The organism is Reinekea sp., assembly GCF_046710285.1.
Classification (GTDB): domain Bacteria; phylum Pseudomonadota; class Gammaproteobacteria; order Pseudomonadales; family Natronospirillaceae; genus Reinekea.
The window spans coordinates 1-17,313 of the sequence record NZ_JBKEGY010000011.1; the positions used below are offsets into that span (position 1 = coordinate 1).

The following is a 17,313-nucleotide window of genomic DNA, read 5'->3' on the forward strand; positions in this document are numbered from 1 at the left end:
AATCACGACCATGGAGCTTTGGTTAAAATCATAAGGAATGAATTTTGGCATAAACAAACTCCGTTTGAGTTACGCCATTTTAAACCAATTAATAAAGGTTTTGGAGGTTTTTATACAGCCTGAACGCTTACATTTTGCGGCGAGTTTACGAGTCCGAAGCCCACTTGCGAAGCAAGGGTTTTGGGCTTGAACAACAATTATTTGTTAAGGTAATTCACCATACGATGAAATTAGAGTTAGTTTGTACTCGCTCTTACCTAGGTTTTTAGGTTGTGTTATTGAGACAGATTCGTCAACAATAACTAGATTTTCATACTTATCTATAAACTTTGGTTTATCACCTTGAATGTCACTGTATTCAAAACGAACTCTAGCTTTGTTTGGTGAAATATTTTCTGCTACGACGACTAATTCATACTGATTGGGAATCTGGAAACTGTGCTCTTTATCAAATGAAACTAGTACAGCATTCTCATACCTATAAGAAAAATCTGATCCGTCGCTTTTTTCAATGGTAAACCTTAATACCAATCCCTGATCTGAGAAAGAGCATGTCGCCAACAAAATTACCAATAATGCCCGAAGTATGTTCATAAGTAATTCCTTTACCTTAACGCAAAGCTAAACGGCGAGGAACGAGTCCAAGGCCTACCGCGTAGCGGTGGATTTAAGGCCGCTAGTTTCAGCGCCTTGTTAAGAGCGGCCATAACCTCAACCCTGTAAATATAGCTGATACTACCACTACGTAAGGTAGCATTACGAACAATAAAAACTCTTCCGCTTTCCAACTTCGGATATTTGCTAATATATTTACCCAGTCACCGATAAAAACAAAACTAACTATTGGAATTAGATATATCAACGGCACAATAAAGTACCCGTAACCAAAAACAATCAATGATGGGCTTATTAAGAGGCCTATTATTAAAGATGATTTTAGGGTGTCGCTTCTCGACTCCAATTCAATTCTGTTACTCCTTAATATTTTAAGAAAGAGCATTAAAGGTAAAACCCAAACAAGAATCTCTAGTAGTAGAAAAATACCCATACGCTCTCTTAACGCCTTGCTCAGCTGCATTTTTTCCGTTGCTTGATTTTGGTTTAGCATAGCGTATAAAACCAAAATCAAGCAACGGAAAAAATGTCCGATGGAGCAATTTGTTATTTGCCAGACTGCTCAACAAGTTGTTCTGCTTTATCAACGGCTTTTTCACACGACGATCTAAACATTTGGGTTGCCCTTGAGCCACAATAAGACCTAACTGAATCTTTCCTCGATCGTAACTCCTGCACTAGAATTGACTTAATATTCGTATGAGCCATTTCCGGGTTCTCGATAATACTTTCGAGAAGAATGATAGAAAACATGAAACTATTGTAAGGCTCACTAGAATACATATTTGCATCACTTGCTCTTTCTAGCGCTGCTATTTGCTTCTCTATAGCCACTTCTACCTGGAACTCTCTTTCTTTGCTATCAAGATCTCCGAGGACAAAACCAAAGGAAAAACTTACTATAGAAGTAATACATACAACTAAGCCAAAGATTAGATATTTCTGCAAGTTTGATCTCCTGCTAGCAAATAACGCCCCTATTCAATGGCGAGGAGCTTTTTCCGAGTCCATTGCAATGGATTGTTAACATTACTAGTTTAAACTGCGAACGTAGTTTTCTTTGTTTAATCGCATTATGAGTATTTCCCTATATGGTTCTTTAGCCTCATCATCGATAACTTGATCTACTAGGTTGAATCCTAGCTTAGAGTACAAGGCAATTCCTCGTTCATTGAATGGAAATACTTCTAATTCAACTACCTCTAGATCAAGTTCACTAAAAGCAAAATCTAACAGAATTTTTGTTGCTGAGAATCCAATACCACTAGAGAAGTTTTTCTTATTGAATATTGCTATTCGAAAATGACAATTGTTTCCATTTATATCCGATAGTACCGCTTCCCCAACTATTTCATCACCTTCAGAAATCAGGAAGTCATATCGAGTGGTGTCTTCCGAAATATTGAGGATATATGACTCAATCTGCTCTTTAGTGAAATGCTCGGTCGTACCTGTAAAGTATCTTGTTTCTTCTGAGATATCACAAAAACCAAAATAGTAGTAGGGGTCTAAATCCTTAGGCTGAATAATCTTCATTTGAAAATTATTGAATTCAAACATGCAATACATAACTCCTTTTTTGATTATGTTAACATTTTATTAAACGTCTCAGCGACGTATATCCCCGAAAGACGCTTAATACGGAGCGTCTTCCCTAAATTATTTTTACAATGCAGTCATACTGTAGCTTTCCGTTAATCTTGTCAATTTAACAACCCGGCTAATGCGTCGCGGCGACGCATTAGTCAGTGTTATATGTCTCTCTAAGTTATTGATTTTAAAAGAGTAGGAATTTATTGGCCAATCAGAATTAAAAGGGTTATTTGGCAAAAGCGTCGCGGTGACTTATAACCCGCGATTAATCGTTGTTTTACGTCTCTAATACTTAAATTATTGAAGAACATTGCAGATATGTGATAGCAATCACAAGTTTTAAACAGTCGGCTGGGTTACTGTTTATTCATACAGAAAAGGATTTGTGTATGAATAAAGATGTTATTGACGTGAGACAAAGTATTAATAGCGGTTCTACAAAGTTCAATGATTGCTTTAGGCTGTTTATCCGCTCTAAAGGGTTAGCTTACAGTACAGAAAAAACCTATTGCCACTGGGTTAAGCGGTTTATTTATTTTAAAGCGTATCGGTCAGTGGCTGATTTTGTCTTGGCTGATGTTGAGTTATTTCTAACTCATTTGTCGAACGAGCGTAACTGCTCTATTAACACGCAAAGAATCGCCCTAAATTCGCTGGTCTTTTTATTTCGTGATTTTTTGGGTTTAGACACCAGTAATTTGAGTTTCGCATTAGCTAGAAACCCGCGCAAAGTCCCTGTGGTTTTGGCTGTCAATGAAGCCAAAGCCATTATTGATAATCTTGCTGGAATAAAAAAGCTATGTGTTTTGCTTATGTATGGTAGCGGCTTAAGAATACAGGAAGTGGTAACCTTACGTGTAAAAGACATCGACATCGAAAATGGCGGGCTATTTTTAATGGAGACCAAAGGGAATAAGTCGCGACGAACACTTTTACCCGCATCTATTGTTCGGCCATTGGAAGCTCAAATCAATTTTGTTAAAAGTCAATTCGCAGAAGATAGGGATGCAGGTTTGGCTGGCGTGTTTATGCCTAATGGGTTAAGTCTAAAGTACCCAAATGCTCAATATGAAATTGGTTGGCAGTACCTATTTCCCGCTGACAAGTGTTCTATTGATCCTCGCTCGGGCGTCGAACGCCGCCACCATATAGGCCCTCAACAAATTCAGCGGGCAATAAAGCACGCAACAAAAAAAGCAAATATAGTTAAGCGTGTTAGCTGCCATACATTTCGGCATTCATTTGCAACTGAGCTGCTGCGACAAGGCGTTGATTTACGCAACATTCAAGAAATTCTTGGTCACAACTCTATTGAGACAACTCAAATTTATACCCATGTGGTTGGCCTGCATGAACGCGGTATGGTCAGCCCAGCTGATGCTTTGACATAAAAAAGCCCACTAAAAAGTGGGCTTCAGATGTTCAGTAGAACTTAGTGGTGATGACCACCAGCGCCATGTGCGTGGCCGTGCTCTATTTCTTCTTCGGTTGCATCGCGTATATCGATGATCTTACCGGTGAAGCCTAGCGTTTTGCCTGACAGTGGGTGGTTTGGGTCTACGGTGATATCGTCACCTTCTACGCCGGTTACCACTAGCTGTACTGGTCCGCCTTGAGTTTGGGCGGTAAATGCCATGCCTGGCTCTACACTTTCTACGCCTTCAAATGCGCTGCGCGGTACAACTTGCACCATTTCTTCGTTGTATTCGCCATAGGCGTCTTTTGGCTCAACGGTTACGTCAAAGGTATCGTTTAAGCTCTTACCTGCCAACGCGTTTTCTAAGCCTGGAATAATGTTCTGTGCACCGTGCATATAAACCAATGGATCTTGGCCTTCAGACGTGTCGATGACTTCGCCTTTTTCGTCAGTGACTTGGTATTCAAGAGTAATTACTTTTTTATCTTCGATCATAATGAACCGCTACCTCTGTTAGAGAGTATGTTTGAATGCGAGCTAACGAAGGAGACGTACGGAGCAGTGCAAAAGCGACCGCCGTTCTTACGAAGAAACACGCGAGTGCGCTAAGTGTAACAGAACACAACCCCATCTGTGAAAGGGCTGTGCTCTGTTAGCAGGGGAACGCTTGTTATTAATCGGACATCTTTATCGCTGCAAAGTTCAATCTTATTTGAGTTACCCCCCGTAACCGCGCCATAATGGCGGTTCATGTTCTCCGAGCTTCTATTTTGCAACCCATCACCGATTTCAAGCAGCTGTTTTTATCAGATACCCCTATGGTTGATGTTCGAGCGCCGATCGAATTCGCCAAAGGCGCTTTTCCGCACAGTATAAGCGCACCACTCATGAACGATGATGAGCGCGAAGCGGTGGGTATTTGTTATAAAGAGAATGGGCCTGAGGCAGCTCAAGAGCTTGGGCATCAGCTGGTGTGCGGTGATGTGAAGCAAGCACGTGTTGAGCAATGGTTAAGCTTTGCAAACCAGTACCCAAATGGCATTTTATACTGCTTTCGCGGGGGTTTACGCTCACGCATTAGCCAGCAATGGCTGAGCGAAGCTGGGGTTGTTCGCCCTTATGTCGAGGGTGGCTACAAAGCCATGCGCACTTATTTGCTTAACCAATTGCATGAGCGGGTCAATTCTGGTCAGTTTTTAGTGCTTTCTGGCGCGACCGGCTCGGGTAAAACCGAAGTTATTCATGATTGGCCGCATTCAATAGACTTAGAAGGCTTGGCAAATCACCGTGGCAGCGCCTTTGGTAAAACCTTTGAACCTCAACCGGCACAAATAGATTTTGAAAACGCATGGTCGGTGGCTTGGTTAAAACGCCATCACATAAGTACAGCACCGGTGTTAATTGAAGACGAATCCCGTTTAATAGGCCGTGTGGCCGTGCTGCCTGAATATTTAGACGCCGCTAAGCAAGCCAGCAACATTTTGCTCGAAGCCCCTTATGAAGAGCGCATCACTCGAATTCGCCGCGACTACTTTATGGATGCCTTTCAGCATTATCAAAAAACCGAGCCCAAGCAAGCTTACGAACTACTCGATGCCTTTATTCGCGATGCTGTTTTTCGTATTAAAAAACGCTTGGGTGGTACACGGTTTGCGCTGTTGAATGATACGCTCGATGCGGCAATGTTGGCGTTAAAAAACCAAAATCAATGGTCCGGCTTTGATGACATCATTAATATTTTACTCAGCGAATATTACGACCCAATGTATGAATATCAATATAAGCAAAAGGCCGATAAAACTATTTTCAAAGGCAGTCACGCTGACATTATTGAGTGGTTAGCCACAAGGTAAACTTATGCAACTTCGTCGACCCGAACAGGTACTGATCACCCTTGCGCTCTTGGTCGCTGTCATCACTAATTGGCTACCGCAGTTAGATGTCATGGCTCAAGTTTTTTTATCAGACAGTATCTCCAGTAATGCAATCATCTTTGGCGTAGTGCGCACACTCAACGGTGTGATCTCGGTGATACAGTCTGCCGATATTGGTATAGGCGTTGCCAGTGTGACCATTGGCGAAATATTAGACCCGGTGAATGATTTAGTTGAACGGTTCTCTGGCTTACTGCTGGTTACGTTAACGGCTTTGGGCATTCAACAGGTGTTACTGGTGTTAACGCTATCGCTGCCAATAAAGATTGCGTTCTCGCTCGTTGCTTTATTTTGCTTGTTCAGTATTTGGGGAAAGCCCCACTGGTCGTCTAGGTTATTACGCTGGACACTGATAATTATATTTATTCGTTTTATTCTTGTCGTTCAGGTGTGTGTAGTTTGGCTCTTTGACTACCTATACTTTGACGCAACCGGACAAGAGGCATTATCGGTTTTAGAAGCTACCATTGCAGTTGTAGAATCCCTTAAAGATGCGATCACCAACATTAACCTTAGCGACCTTATTTTTGGCTCCGATACGCCTGCCATTAAAAACGAAGACATTGGTACTCAAATTTCCAGCTCAGTCGTCACGCTCATTGTGGGTATGCTGTTTAAAAGCATGATCATTCCTCTAGCAACACTGTGGTTGGGTTACAAAGCCGTTACATCTCACACGATAAGAAACCAACATTATGCTTGAACGTGATTTAGTTTTTATAGGCGGCGGTCATACCCATGCACTTGTGCTTCGTATGCTGGCGATGAAGCCGATCGAAAATGTACGCCTTACATTAATAACCGACACACTGCTCACGCCCTATTCTGGTATGTTGCCGGGTTATATTGCGGGTCATTACAGCCTAGAAGAAACTCATTTAGATCTAAATAAACTGTGCAAAGCCGCGAATGTTAATTTGGTTCATGCTCGTGTCATTGGCATTGATGTGACAGAGAAAAAAATACAGTTAGAAAACCAAGCCAGTTTGTCTTATGACAAGGTATCAATCAACACCGGCTCCACACCGAATGTGAATGTACCCGGTGCGCGTGAATTCGGTGTCGGTGTCAAACCGGTTAGTCAACTCACCGCAACTTGGCGAAAACTCATTGCGGAAAAATCAAACTCCGAAACCCCTCATTGGGCAATCATCGGTGGTGGCGCAGCGGGCATTGAAATGGTGCTGGCTATTGCGCATCGTTTTAAAGAGACAGGCGAAGCACTTAAGCTTTCTTTGGTGCAATCGGGCGATACCCTACTACCAGGCTATCATCGCAATGTTCAAAAGCACGTTGCGATTGCATTGAAGCAATACAACATCGAGCTTGTTGATAACTTTCGTGTCGCCAAGGTAACTGAACATGCTATTGAATCTAATACAGGTAAAAGCTTAGCGATTGATCAGTCCATTTGGTGTACCCCCGCTACCGCGCCTGCTTGGCCAAAAGCGGCTGGTTTAGATACCGATGATGCCGGCTTTATTGCCGTGAACGAATTTTTACAGAGCACGTCACATCAAGATATGTTCGCCTGTGGTGATGTCGCCGCTATGATTAAATCACCCAGACCCAAAGCGGGTGTCTACGCGGTAAGGTCAGCACCATTTTTAGTTAAAAATTTACACGCGGCATTCCGTCAGCAACCGATGACCGACTTAAAGCTGCAGACCGATTTCCTCTCGTTAGTTTCTCTTGGCGGCAAAAGCGCGGTGGGTCAGCGCGGTTGGTTGAGTATGAAAGGCGAATGGGTTTGGCACTGGAAAGATCGCATCGATCAAAAATTCATGGCGCTGTTTGATAAGCATTTACCGGCAATGGCCAGTATGGGCGATGAACCTATGCATTGCGCAGGCTGTGGCAGTAAAATTGGTCCTGAGCTGCTTAGCGAAACACTAAAAGACTTAACACTTTTCCCAAATAAAGAGCTCGCCACCGATTTAACGCAAGCCGAAGACGCCGCAGTTGCCGCTGTCTTAAAAAATACGCAACTGTTACAAAGCATTGATGGTTTTCGCGCCTTCACCAAAGATTATTACAAGCTCGGCATTGCTGCTACACATCACGCAGTGAATGATTTATACGCCATGGGCATTCAACCCACCAGCGCACAGGTTTGGGCAAACCTAGAATTTAATCACCCTAGGTTAATCAAACGAGACTTTAAGCGCCTAATGGCTGGCGTAACAGAAACCTTATTGCACCATGAAACCACCTTAGTCGGCGGGCATAGCACTGAAGGGTTGGAAACGCATTTGGCCCTAGTGGTAAACGGGTCGAGTGAATCGCTTTGGAAAAAAGGTGCGGTAGAAGAAGGCGACTGGCTAATGCTTAATAAGCCTCTCGGCACCGGCATACTTTTAGCGGCTGACGCACAGGGTATTGCTCCACCAGACAGTGTTGAAGCCTTGTGGGAAACTTTACTGCAATCTAACCGAGAGTTTTTTACCGCCATAAAAGACCAACAAATTCATGCCGCGACCGATGTCACCGGTTTTGGCTTAATCGGGCATTTATTGGAAATGCTCAAGGGAACGCCTTATGACGCTGAACTTACGTTAGAGAGTATCCCTCTCATTAAAGGTGCCTTAGAACAAAGCCAACGTGGTGTTGAATCATCATTGTTACCTCACCTTTTGCCATTGTTAAGCCAGTGTGACATTGGCAATAAAGAGTTGGCTCAAGTTAAGTGCTTGCTCGACCCACAAACCAATGGTGGTTTGTTAATCTCAGTATCGCCCGATGTAGTACAAGAAATTATGGCCAAGACTGATGCGATTAAAATTGGCGAAGTTCACCACACTGACAAAACTGAAAATCACAAAATTAAATTAGTCCGCTAATGGTATTTAGATTAAAAATCTAAAAATCTGAGCGCTCGCGTTGATAGTGTTATATAACCCGAGTGCTCTAGTAGCGATTGCTATTTACTACTCTCTTCTTCAGGTAACTCCCAAATTTCGAGCTGAGTCGGGTCAATCAATTCTCGCAACATTTTCGGCAAAATCATAAAAAAACCAATCCCAAATAAAAGAGCCCAAACATAGGGGTTATGTATAAGGAACATGATGAGCGCAAAAATTATTATTGTGATCAGCCAAGGCAAAGTTGCTCGTAAACGACTAGGTTTGGTTTTTCGATAAATCATTTTGTCATTAAGCAACAATTGGAACCGCGTCAATGCATGGTTCTTCATCTTAACATTTAGGAATTCCAAAGAGTGGTAATCTTCACCAATTTCAACCTCAATGGTGTCCTTTTTATGTGAAGAAGTCATTTTTTCAACCGCAGCCATCGCAATGGTAACGACCTTTGAACGTTTAACACCAGCCGTTTCGATGAGTGTGTCAAAACTAGCTCGTTGCTGATACGCACTCTGAACATCATTTAGTTGGTATTCAGGTATTTCAAAAAAAGACACGTCATTACCCTCGACAGAAACTAAAACTTTATCATCGATATCGAGCCAAGAGCGTTCCGTATAGCATCCTTTTGCTAACTCTACTGTTTCGCGCACATAAATGGTTTTAATTACCTTTCGCAAATAGTACGCCATCAGCACAGCTATCGGTATAAGAAAGCTTAACGGCATAGTTAGCCGGTTTATAATAATTGAAAAATCAGCCGTTCCTATTGGAAGCAAGAAGTATAGCTCGCCCAGAATTAGAAACATAAAAAACAATCCAATTGAAACCCTGTTTACAGTTTTCAATCGTTGCTGGCCTTGGGTTAGTTGCGTCGTCACATCGAATTCCTTTTTGTGTTTAAATATGATTATATTTACTAAATTTTTGGCGCATATAACGCCATAATTTCTGCTGTTGTCATTTCTTTTGTTTCATTTGAAAAACAGTAGTAGCTAGGGCGCAGGTCGCTAAAGAACTGAATGTCCATTGTTAACTCAGGCAAGCTGGGGAAAAGGCCGACGGGCATATTATATTCACCACTGCCTTTGAATTTAAAAAACAGGTGAGTGCCACATTCTGAGCAGAAGCCTCGGGAAGCCCAAGCTGACGATTCGTAAATTTTGACCTTATCTTCACCTTCAACCTGGACCTTTGTACCGCATTGAACGGCAAAAAATGGAGCACCACCCCAGGTTCTACAAGATTGGCAATGGCATACAGTGAATTTAGGGTTCACTTCTTCAGCGGTGATTTTTACAGAACCGCATAGACAACTTGTTACAGACTGAGACATTTCTTTTAAGCCCATTTTTTAATTGATCTAGTCTACATTAACATTTAGTCAAAAGTGACAATTTGGATGAGTTTTCGTTTCGTAAGCGCTATTCTTCACTGGATATGTTGGGTTGGAATAACTAGAGACTGAAATGAATGCCGCATAAAAATGATAATCAATTACTTGAAGAACTTACCTCTACAATACTTAATAAACAGAGCTCAAACCAACAGCTTACTGAAGCTCTCGATAATTTTTTGCTTTTATGCAGTCATGCTTCGCCTATTTTACCTTCATTAAGTTTCAACGCACATGCTGGTGATACAGAGTTAAAACAAGGCGTGGCTATTAACCCAGAGGCAGCAGCTCAATGCGTTAAAGATTATCAACGCACGGTTGCTTTTATTAGAGGTTTATATGCAGCTATCCAAAGTAAGTTAGAAGTTAAACCCGAGCAAACTATTAGGCTGCTCTATGCAGGTTGCGGCCCTTATGCGGCTATTTTATTACCGCTATTGAGTATTTTAGACACGACTCACTTAGACGTACACCTTTTAGATATCCATGAAGAATCGTTGTTAAGTGCTCAACAGTTAATTATTCACTTTGGTTTTGAAGATATTACCATTAGGTATCACTGTGAAAACGCTTGTGAATTTTCTCAATCTATTGATTTTGACATCATATTAACCGAAACCATGCAAAAGGCTTTGGAGCAAGAGCCTCAAGTTATTGTTACCTCTAACCTCGGCTCGCAACTAAAACCACAGGGCATTTTTTTACCGGAACAAATAGATATAACTTTGTGCCTTCGCGATAAAAAGAGCCATGCTGCTTTATTCCCTGTCCGTAATATTTTTAAGTTAACGGCAAGTTTAGAGTGTATAAACCCTATTCAACAGACATTGCATTGTGATGAGGTAAAAGTATCGCTGGGTACAGTGGTTATTCCGGAGCAATTTAACCCTCTAAACAACGAGCTCGTTTTGAGTACATCTATCAATATCTACAATGATATCCATCTATATGAAAATGATTCAGAAATCACCTTAACTACCCAAGCATATGACCTGCAAGGCGCTAACGCAGGCGAGCATTGGTTAGTTAGTTATCACCTAGGTTCCTACCCCCGCATTGGCTTTAATCTTAAAAATATACAGTAATGCTAGAACCACCAATTCTAACGACGGTCATAAATGGTTATTTAGAGATACATCCGTGAAAAATAGTCTATGCTTACTATAAGATAAGTTGTGAGACACCCTTGTGATAAAAAAGATCAAAATAGATCACCTTAAGCCAGGCATGTACGTATCAGATTTAAATAATCAATGGGTACCTGCCGGTAATAAATCACGCAGTGGTAAAATAGGCAGCCTTGCAACTATCGAAAAGATCAGGAAACTGGGTATTACTGAAATATACATAGATACCAATAAAGGCATCGATTGTGCGAAAGGTGAATGTCTTGAAATTGACCCTGTAAAACAACTGCAAGCCCATCAGTTTGAATCTTTAAAAACCCAAAGTGATGCCAACCATAGTCCTAAGCGCATTCCGCTTGAGACGTCGCGAGACAATGCTGAAAAATCATATTCTCAGGCGAAAGGCCTTATTGGCGATATTCTTGAAGATATCAAAAATGGCAAGGGTATTGATGCTCAAGCCGTCGATGCGACCACAGATGATTTAATTCACTCGTTAAACGAAAACGAAAACGCGCTAGCGTGCCTATCTTTTATACGAACTAAAGATGAATACTTACTTGAGCACTCGGTAAATGTCGGTATTTTGCTTGGTATTTTTTGTCGTGCGCGTCGCATAGAACCCGATGTTATGCGCCAGGTCGTGGCAGGCGGTATTCTTCATGATATTGGTAAAATTCTAGTACCCAACGAAATTCTAAATAAACCCGGAAAACTCAGCGGCGCCGAATGGGAAGAGATGAAACGTCATGTCACCTATGGTGAACAAATACTAGATGTAACTGCAGGCCTTTCAGATATTACACGCTCTATATGTCGACAACATCACGAACGGCTAGATGGCAGCGGCTACCCCCGTAACCTGCCTGCAAAAGAAATTACTGAATTTGGTCGTATGTCTGCAATCTGTGATGTTTATGATGCGGTAACAGCTGATCGCGTTTATCACACGGGAATGGCACCAAACGACGCCCTTAGAAAGCTTGTTGAGTGGAGTATTTTCCACCTTGATAAAGAACTAGTTTACGATTTCATCCGAAGTTTATCAGTATACCCAGTGGGTACTTTAGTTGAATTATCGAATGGTCGTGCAGGGGTGGTATTGGAAGCCAATCGCCGCAGCCCAAAGCATCCGGTGATTAAGGTTTTTTACAATGTTCGACACGAGCATCATATTGAACAAGAAATTGTTAACTTAGATGATAAGAAAGTCAGCATGGAGATTATAAATACCCTTGATGCCAGAGCTCTAAAAATCGACATCTCGGGTATCATGTAACACAACTCGCTACTGTTTACTCTTTATTAGTTTTAATGCCAAATGGCATATAAAGAGGGCATACCTTAACAGTCGCGGTGGCTATAAAAACAACAGCAACGACACTGGCAATAATAGCTGCAACACCGGTTACAACACCAAACAATACCAATGCAACCAAGACTGCGGCTACGGCCATGCGAATATAGCGGTCTGTTTGACCTACATTAAGCTTCATATCGTATCTCCTTTGAATGATAGTCTGCCTTTAGTGTACGCCGAACCTAGATTAGATCAAGCTAATGTATTCACTTAAGGTTGCAGCCGTTTTATTTGCCATTGTTCATTTTCAAGTTCATACATGAAGCGATCATGCAGTCTTGCGCCGCGCCCTTGCCAGAACTCTACTTTAACTGGGCGAACTCGAAAACCACCCCAAAACGATGGCAGTGGAATATCACCTTGCTTAAACTTATTCTTCATTTGTTCAAATGCTTGTTCTAACACCTTGCGTGAATCAACGACTCGGCTTTGATGGCTGGTCCAAGCCGCTATTTGAGAATCTCTCGGTCGGGTAATAAAGTACTTTGTCGCCTCGGCCATGCTTAACTTTTCTGCCACGCCATAAACAATGACCTGTCGTTCAAGTGGCGTCCAGGGGAAGTGAAGACTTACTTTGGAGTTTTGCGCGATGTCTTTCGCCTTGTGGCTTTCAAGGTTGGTGTAAAAAACAAAGCCTTGTTCATCTAAGTGCTTTAGTAAGACTACACGTTGACTCGGCTGGCCATGCTCATCAACGGTCGCTAGGCTCATGGCCGTTGGATCCGATGAGAGTTTGGCGTCAATGGCTTGGTTTAGCCAATGGTCAAACTGGGCAATAGGGTCGGCATTTAAATCATCACGATTCAAACCCATTTGCGTGTATTCACGACGAATATCTTCTAATTTCATGCAGAGCCTCTTATCGAGATGACTGACAAACAGAACAATAAAACGTACCACGGTTATTAGTACGTAATTCTTTAATAGGTGTTTCACAAGTAAAACAAGGTAATCCAGTGCGGCCATATACATTCAGCGATTGCGCAAAGTAACCTGGTTTACCATCACCGCCAACAAAGTCTTTTAAGGTTGTGCCTCCTTGCTCTATGGCATGGGCTAAGACTTTTTTGATGTTTTCAATTAACAGCGTTGTTTCGGCTTTCGTAATTTTACCCACCAGCTTATGAGGGTGGATACCCGACATAAACAAGGCTTCATTGGCATAAATATTACCTACGCCAACGACGACGTGCGCGTCCATGACAAAGGTTTTGATTTTGGTTTTACGTTTACGTGTCAGCGGATAAAAATAGTCAAAGTTGAAAGCATCGGTCAGCGGTTCAGGGCCGAGCTTTTCGATCAGGCTATGCTCATCGACAGGTGCTTCGGTATACAACCAGGCACCAAAGCGACGCGGATCGTTATAGCGCAAGCGAATGCCGTTATCTAACTCAACATCTACATGGTCATGCTTGCTGGGCGTTGGATCATCTAGTAACACTCTTAAAGACCCAGACATACCTAAATGAACCAGCATGGTGCCGCGCTCTAGTACGATAAGCAGATATTTGGAGCGCCTTTCAACGCGGAGAATTTTTTGATCTTCTGCCCAAGCGGGTAAACTTTCAGGAATAGGCCAACGTAAACGGCTATCACGAACTGTGATGCGAGAAATGGAACGGCCTTTCACATGGGGTTCTATACCCCGACGAGTGGTTTCTACTTCGGGTAACTCTGGCATCACAACCCTTATTCAAGACTGGTCTGACGAGAATGCTCTCTTGCCTTTTTAGCTGGGCAAGAGAGTAACGTTTCGCGATCTTATAAAACTGAAATGTCGGCCACTAAGATGAATAAGCCACGTAATTTAGCCAGCAATGCTAGACGATTATTCTTAACCGCTTCGTCTTCGGCCATCACCATCACTTCATCAAAGAAAGTATCAACCACATCACGCAAGCCTGCTAGCAGCGCTAATGCGCCAGCATAATCTGCTTTGGCAACGGCGGCGCTGACATCTGCACTGACTGAATCTAGTGCGGTTAACAAGGCAGATTCAGCGGTTTCAGTTAACAAGTTGGTGTCTATCTGCTCATTTATGTCGCCTTTCACTTTCGACAAAATGTTAGATACACGCTTGTTGGCAGCGGCTAATGCAGCAGCCTGTTCAAGCTTGCTGAATTCTGACACGGCGCGAACACGTCGATCAATATCGTATGGGTGCGTTAAGTTTAAAGCACGAACCGATTGGAACACTTCGGTGCGGAAGCCTGCGTCTTGATACAACGCGCTGAAGCGATCTAATGCGTATTCAACGACCTGCCCAACAACGACTTCTTTCTTCGCTAAGTTAGCGTGCTGATCGGCGGCAAAGGTAACGATATCAACTAAGTCAATGTCTAGCTCACGCTCAACTGCTATGCGCAATACGCCCAATGCAGCACGACGCAACGCAAAAGGATCTTTGGTGCCTGTAGGCGGCTGACCAATACCGAACAAGCCCGATAAATTATCTAACCGGTCTGCTAAGGCTAACGCCATACCTTCACGCGTTTGTGGCAATGCATCGCCAGCGCCGGCTGGTTTATATTGCTCATGCAACGCTTCGGCGACGGCTTCAGGTTCGCCATCGGCTAGGGCATAGTAACGACCCGCCAAGCCTTGTAAGTCGGTAAATTCAAACACCATGTCGGTGACTAAGTCGGCTTTTGATAAGTAGGCCGCTCGTTCAGACTCTGACACCGAAGCATCAATTAAGCCTGCGATATAACCAGCCGTTTTTTGTAGCCGTTGAACTTTATCGAAGGTACTGCCCAAGTCTTTTTGGAACATAACCGTTTTAAGCTTTTCAACACGATCGGCTAATGGCGTTTTTTTATCGGTTTCCCAAAAGAAGGCGGCATCGGCTAGGCGTGGACGAATAACTTTTTCGTTACCTTCAATGACCAACTGTGGGTTTTTACTTTCAATGTTGGCGATGAAAATAAAGTACGGCTGAATCGCACCTTCGGCATTCACCGTTGGGAAATACTTTTGATGCTCTTCCATCGAAGACATTAAGGCTTCAGCAGGAACATCTAGGAATCGCTCCTCGAACTGGCCAACTAAGGCCACCGGCCATTCGTTTAGCGAGGTTACTTCATCAAGTAAGTCTGAATCGATAACCGCTACGATACCTTTTTCAGCGGCAATGGCTTGGACGCTAGTTTCAATCAATTGATGGCGTTCGCTGTATGAGGCCATTACCTTGCCTTCGCTGCGCAATACATCGGCATAAGAAAGTGGATCGGTTATGGTGATTTCTTTCGGCGCATGGAAACGGTGACCGCGTGTTGTATTGCCCGCAACCACGCCGTACATTTCTGCCGGTACCACTTCATCGTCTAACAACATCAACAACCATTTAACTGGCCGTACAAATTCAATTCGGTTTGCACCCCAACGCATACGTTTGGCTATCGGCAATGCGTCTAACGTTTGCTGAACTATTTCTGGCAATAAATCTTTGGTAGCTTTACCGGCTTTGGTACCGTTGTAAACCACGTAGGTGCCTTTGTCGGTTTCAAGTTGCGTGAGCTCTGCAACGGTTACACCACAAGAGCGTGCAAAACCTTCGCAGGCCTTGGTTGGCTTGCCTTCTTTGTCGTAGGCACCCGCAATAGCTGGGCCACGGCGTTCAATTTTTTCATCGGGTTGCGTAAGCTGCAAGGCGGTAATGGTGAGCGCCAAACGACGCGGCGCGCCGAAACGTTCACTGCTTTCAAATTGCACGCCCGCTGCTTTTAGGCGATCGAGAATGCCATCGGCGAAGGCATTTTTAAGTGTTCGTAATGCTTTCGGTGGTAACTCTTCTGTGCCCAGTTCAATCAAAAAATTCGCATGTGACATTATTTCTTTTCTCCCTGAGCTTGTTCTTTTGCAATCACTTCATCACGCAGCGCGGCGGGCGCTCGTGGAAAGCCCAGTCGTAATCGGGAATCGTAGTATTCTTTAGCAACCGAACGCGACAAGGTACGAATTTGTAAAATGTAACGCTGACGTTCTGTCACCGAAATCGCTTTACGCGCATCGAGTAAGTTGAAGGTATGGCCTGCTTTTAAAATTTGCTCATAAGCGGGTAATGGCAAACTCTTGCCAATGAGCATTTCAGCTTCGGCGGCGTGGTAGTCGAACTGGTGAAACAATTCTTTTACGTTGGCGTGTTCAAAGTTATAGGTTGATTGCTCAACTTCGTTCTGGTGATACACATCGCCATAAGTTACTGGTGTGCCATCTGGGCCAATGGTCCAAATGAGGTCATACACACTGTCTACGCCTTGAACATACATGGCTAAACGCTCTAAGCCGTATGTAATTTCTCCGGTCACTGGGTAACATTCAATGCCGCCGACTTGCTGGAAATAGGTGAACTGAGTCACTTCCATGCCGTTTAGCCATACTTCCCAACCTAGCCCCCAGGCGCCCAAAGTTGGGTTTTCCCAATTGTCTTCAACAAAGCGAACGTCATAGATCGCTGGGTCAATACCAATGGCTTCTAATGAGCCTAAGTACAGTTCCTGAATGTTGTCAGGGCTTGGCTTGAGAACCACTTGGTACTGATAATAATGCTGTAAGCGGTTTGGGTTTTCACCGTAACGACCATCGGTTGGGCGGCGCGAAGGCTGCACGTAGGCGGCATTCCATGTTTCTGGCCCTAAGGCATGTAAGAATGTGGCTGGGTGGCTGGTACCTGCGCCCACTTCCATATCGAGTGGTTGTAGTACCACGCAGCCTTGGTCGGCCCAATATTTTTGCAGTGTCAGGATCAAGCCCTGAAATGTCTGTGTTTCCGATGTCATATTCGTCACGATTAAGTCCGTTCGCCCGAGCGTTTAAAGTTCAAAAGGTCTGCCATTATACACAGGGCAAAGCCAGTGGTCATGCGGGTTTTTAATTGTTTGCTTGCGGGGTTTTTGGTGGTTTGGGTGGTTTCGGCTCGTGAGGTGGTGATTTCGCTTTGTAAGGCCGCTGTGAACACGTCCGTGTGCGCTATGCTTTGGCTCGCGATGAGCTGAATAGGCTGTGAAAGGT

17 protein-coding genes are annotated in these 17,313 nt (G+C 43.4%); 6 read left to right on the forward strand and 11 right to left on the reverse strand.

The window, feature by feature from the left end; all coding sequences use genetic code 11:
- Positions 1 to 204: 204 nt before the first annotated feature.
- The 3 genes from ACI882_RS09260 to ACI882_RS09270 form a co-directional block, all read right to left on the reverse strand.
- Positions 205 to 594 carry a hypothetical protein gene (locus tag ACI882_RS09260; RefSeq protein WP_411746727.1) on the reverse strand — a complete coding sequence of 130 codons (390 nt, stop codon included), beginning with the start codon at positions 592 to 594 and terminating at the stop codon, positions 205 to 207.
- Between the two features lie 567 nt (positions 595 to 1,161).
- Entirely contained in the window at positions 1,162 to 1,563 is a 402-nt protein-coding gene (locus ACI882_RS09265) for a hypothetical protein (RefSeq protein ID WP_411746726.1), read from the reverse strand.
- Positions 1,564 to 1,647: 84 nt separating this feature from the next.
- Entirely contained in the window at positions 1,648 to 2,175 is a 528-nt protein-coding gene (locus ACI882_RS09270) for a GNAT family N-acetyltransferase (protein ID WP_411746725.1), read from the reverse strand.
- Positions 2,176 to 2,597: 422 nt separating this feature from the next.
- On the opposite strand from ACI882_RS09270, the gene ACI882_RS09275 reads away from it, so the two are divergent.
- Entirely contained in the window at positions 2,598 to 3,599 is a 1,002-nt protein-coding gene (locus ACI882_RS09275) for an integron integrase (protein WP_411745513.1), read from the forward strand.
- Positions 3,600 to 3,640: 41 nt separating this feature from the next.
- Here the strand turns inward: ACI882_RS09275 and ACI882_RS09280 are convergent, their stop codons facing one another.
- The gene (locus ACI882_RS09280; RefSeq protein WP_411745519.1) at positions 3,641 to 4,123 is read right to left on the reverse strand and encodes an FKBP-type peptidyl-prolyl cis-trans isomerase; all 483 of its coding nucleotides are present in this window, start codon (positions 4,121 to 4,123) and stop codon (positions 3,641 to 3,643) included.
- Positions 4,124 to 4,365: 242 nt separating this feature from the next.
- Here ACI882_RS09280 and mnmH point away from each other — a divergent pair, with 242 nt between their 5' ends.
- The 3 genes from mnmH to selD are packed head-to-tail and all read left to right on the forward strand — an operon-like array spanning position 4,366 to position 8,399.
- Positions 4,366 to 5,478, forward strand: coding sequence for a tRNA 2-selenouridine(34) synthase MnmH (gene mnmH, locus ACI882_RS09285; RefSeq protein ID WP_411745514.1), 1,113 nt, complete (start codon positions 4,366 to 4,368; stop codon positions 5,476 to 5,478).
- A 4-nt stretch (positions 5,479 to 5,482) separates the two neighbouring features.
- Positions 5,483 to 6,262: a hypothetical protein gene (locus ACI882_RS09290; protein ID WP_411745515.1), complete on the forward strand. Its 780-nt coding sequence runs from the start codon at positions 5,483 to 5,485 to the stop codon at positions 6,260 to 6,262.
- Positions 6,255 to 8,399 (forward strand): selenide, water dikinase SelD, encoded by a 2,145-nt coding sequence (selD, locus tag ACI882_RS09295; protein WP_411745516.1) that lies wholly within the window; start codon positions 6,255 to 6,257, stop codon positions 8,397 to 8,399. Before ACI882_RS09290 ends, selD begins: the two co-directional genes overlap by 8 nt.
- A gap of 80 nt (positions 8,400 to 8,479) precedes the next feature.
- Here selD and ACI882_RS09300 read toward each other — a convergent pair whose 3' ends face one another.
- Both ACI882_RS09300 and ACI882_RS09305 read right to left on the reverse strand, forming a co-directional pair.
- Complete coding sequence (locus ACI882_RS09300) at positions 8,480 to 9,301, reverse strand: hypothetical protein (protein ID WP_411745517.1); 822 nt, start codon at positions 9,299 to 9,301, stop codon at positions 8,480 to 8,482.
- A 38-nt stretch (positions 9,302 to 9,339) separates the two neighbouring features.
- Positions 9,340 to 9,756, reverse strand: coding sequence for a GFA family protein (locus tag ACI882_RS09305; RefSeq protein ID WP_411745518.1), 417 nt, complete (start codon positions 9,754 to 9,756; stop codon positions 9,340 to 9,342).
- Between the two features lie 137 nt (positions 9,757 to 9,893).
- On the opposite strand from ACI882_RS09305, the gene ACI882_RS09310 reads away from it, so the two are divergent.
- Together ACI882_RS09310 and ACI882_RS09315 are read left to right on the forward strand one after the other, a co-directional pair.
- Entirely contained in the window at positions 9,894 to 10,901 is a 1,008-nt protein-coding gene (locus ACI882_RS09310; RefSeq protein ID WP_411746724.1) for a hypothetical protein, read from the forward strand.
- 103 nt (positions 10,902 to 11,004) lie between these two features.
- Positions 11,005 to 12,222 (forward strand): HD-GYP domain-containing protein, encoded by a 1,218-nt coding sequence (locus ACI882_RS09315; RefSeq protein ID WP_411743301.1) that lies wholly within the window; start codon positions 11,005 to 11,007, stop codon positions 12,220 to 12,222.
- 16 nt (positions 12,223 to 12,238) lie between these two features.
- Here ACI882_RS09315 and ACI882_RS09320 read toward each other — a convergent pair whose 3' ends face one another.
- From ACI882_RS09320 to glyQ, 5 genes are all read right to left on the reverse strand, one after another.
- Complete coding sequence (locus ACI882_RS09320; RefSeq protein WP_411743302.1) at positions 12,239 to 12,439, reverse strand: DUF2892 domain-containing protein; 201 nt, start codon at positions 12,437 to 12,439, stop codon at positions 12,239 to 12,241.
- 74 nt (positions 12,440 to 12,513) lie between these two features.
- Positions 12,514 to 13,152: a pyridoxamine 5'-phosphate oxidase gene (gene pdxH, locus ACI882_RS09325; protein ID WP_411743303.1), complete on the reverse strand. Its 639-nt coding sequence runs from the start codon at positions 13,150 to 13,152 to the stop codon at positions 12,514 to 12,516.
- 10 nt (positions 13,153 to 13,162) lie between these two features.
- Complete coding sequence (gene mutM, locus ACI882_RS09330) at positions 13,163 to 13,984, reverse strand: bifunctional DNA-formamidopyrimidine glycosylase/DNA-(apurinic or apyrimidinic site) lyase (RefSeq protein WP_411743304.1); 822 nt, start codon at positions 13,982 to 13,984, stop codon at positions 13,163 to 13,165.
- A gap of 80 nt (positions 13,985 to 14,064) precedes the next feature.
- Positions 14,065 to 16,131 carry a glycine--tRNA ligase subunit beta gene (glyS, locus tag ACI882_RS09335; protein WP_411743305.1) on the reverse strand — a complete coding sequence of 689 codons (2,067 nt, stop codon included), beginning with the start codon at positions 16,129 to 16,131 and terminating at the stop codon, positions 14,065 to 14,067.
- Entirely contained in the window at positions 16,131 to 17,081 is a 951-nt protein-coding gene (gene glyQ / locus ACI882_RS09340) for a glycine--tRNA ligase subunit alpha (RefSeq protein WP_411743332.1), read from the reverse strand. Before glyQ ends, glyS begins: the two co-directional genes overlap by 1 nt.
- Positions 17,082 to 17,313 lie beyond the last annotated feature (232 nt).

What these genes read in the sequence shown, in the direction of transcription:
- glyQ (WP_411743332.1), bottom strand. Translation starts at nt 17,081, where the DNA reads ATGACATCGGAAACACAGACATTTCAGGGCTTGATCCTGACACTGCAA.
- ACI882_RS09275 (WP_411745513.1), top strand. Translation starts at nt 2,598, where the DNA reads ATGAATAAAGATGTTATTGACGTGAGACAAAGTATTAATAGCGGTTCT.
- ACI882_RS09310 (WP_411746724.1), top strand. Translation starts at nt 9,894, where the DNA reads ATGCCGCATAAAAATGATAATCAATTACTTGAAGAACTTACCTCTACA.
- mutM (WP_411743304.1), bottom strand. Translation starts at nt 13,984, where the DNA reads ATGCCAGAGTTACCCGAAGTAGAAACCACTCGTCGGGGTATAGAACCC.
- pdxH (WP_411743303.1), bottom strand. Translation starts at nt 13,152, where the DNA reads ATGAAATTAGAAGATATTCGTCGTGAATACACGCAAATGGGTTTGAAT.
- ACI882_RS09270 (WP_411746725.1), bottom strand. Translation starts at nt 2,175, where the DNA reads ATGTTTGAATTCAATAATTTTCAAATGAAGATTATTCAGCCTAAGGAT.
- glyS (WP_411743305.1), bottom strand. Translation starts at nt 16,131, where the DNA reads ATGTCACATGCGAATTTTTTGATTGAACTGGGCACAGAAGAGTTACCA.
- ACI882_RS09305 (WP_411745518.1), bottom strand. Translation starts at nt 9,756, where the DNA reads ATGTCTCAGTCTGTAACAAGTTGTCTATGCGGTTCTGTAAAAATCACC.
- mnmH (WP_411745514.1), top strand. Translation starts at nt 4,366, where the DNA reads ATGGCGGTTCATGTTCTCCGAGCTTCTATTTTGCAACCCATCACCGAT.
- ACI882_RS09260 (WP_411746727.1), bottom strand. Translation starts at nt 594, where the DNA reads ATGAACATACTTCGGGCATTATTGGTAATTTTGTTGGCGACATGCTCT.
- ACI882_RS09290 (WP_411745515.1), top strand. Translation starts at nt 5,483, where the DNA reads ATGCAACTTCGTCGACCCGAACAGGTACTGATCACCCTTGCGCTCTTG.
- ACI882_RS09320 (WP_411743302.1), bottom strand. Translation starts at nt 12,439, where the DNA reads ATGAAGCTTAATGTAGGTCAAACAGACCGCTATATTCGCATGGCCGTA.
- selD (WP_411745516.1), top strand. Translation starts at nt 6,255, where the DNA reads ATGCTTGAACGTGATTTAGTTTTTATAGGCGGCGGTCATACCCATGCA.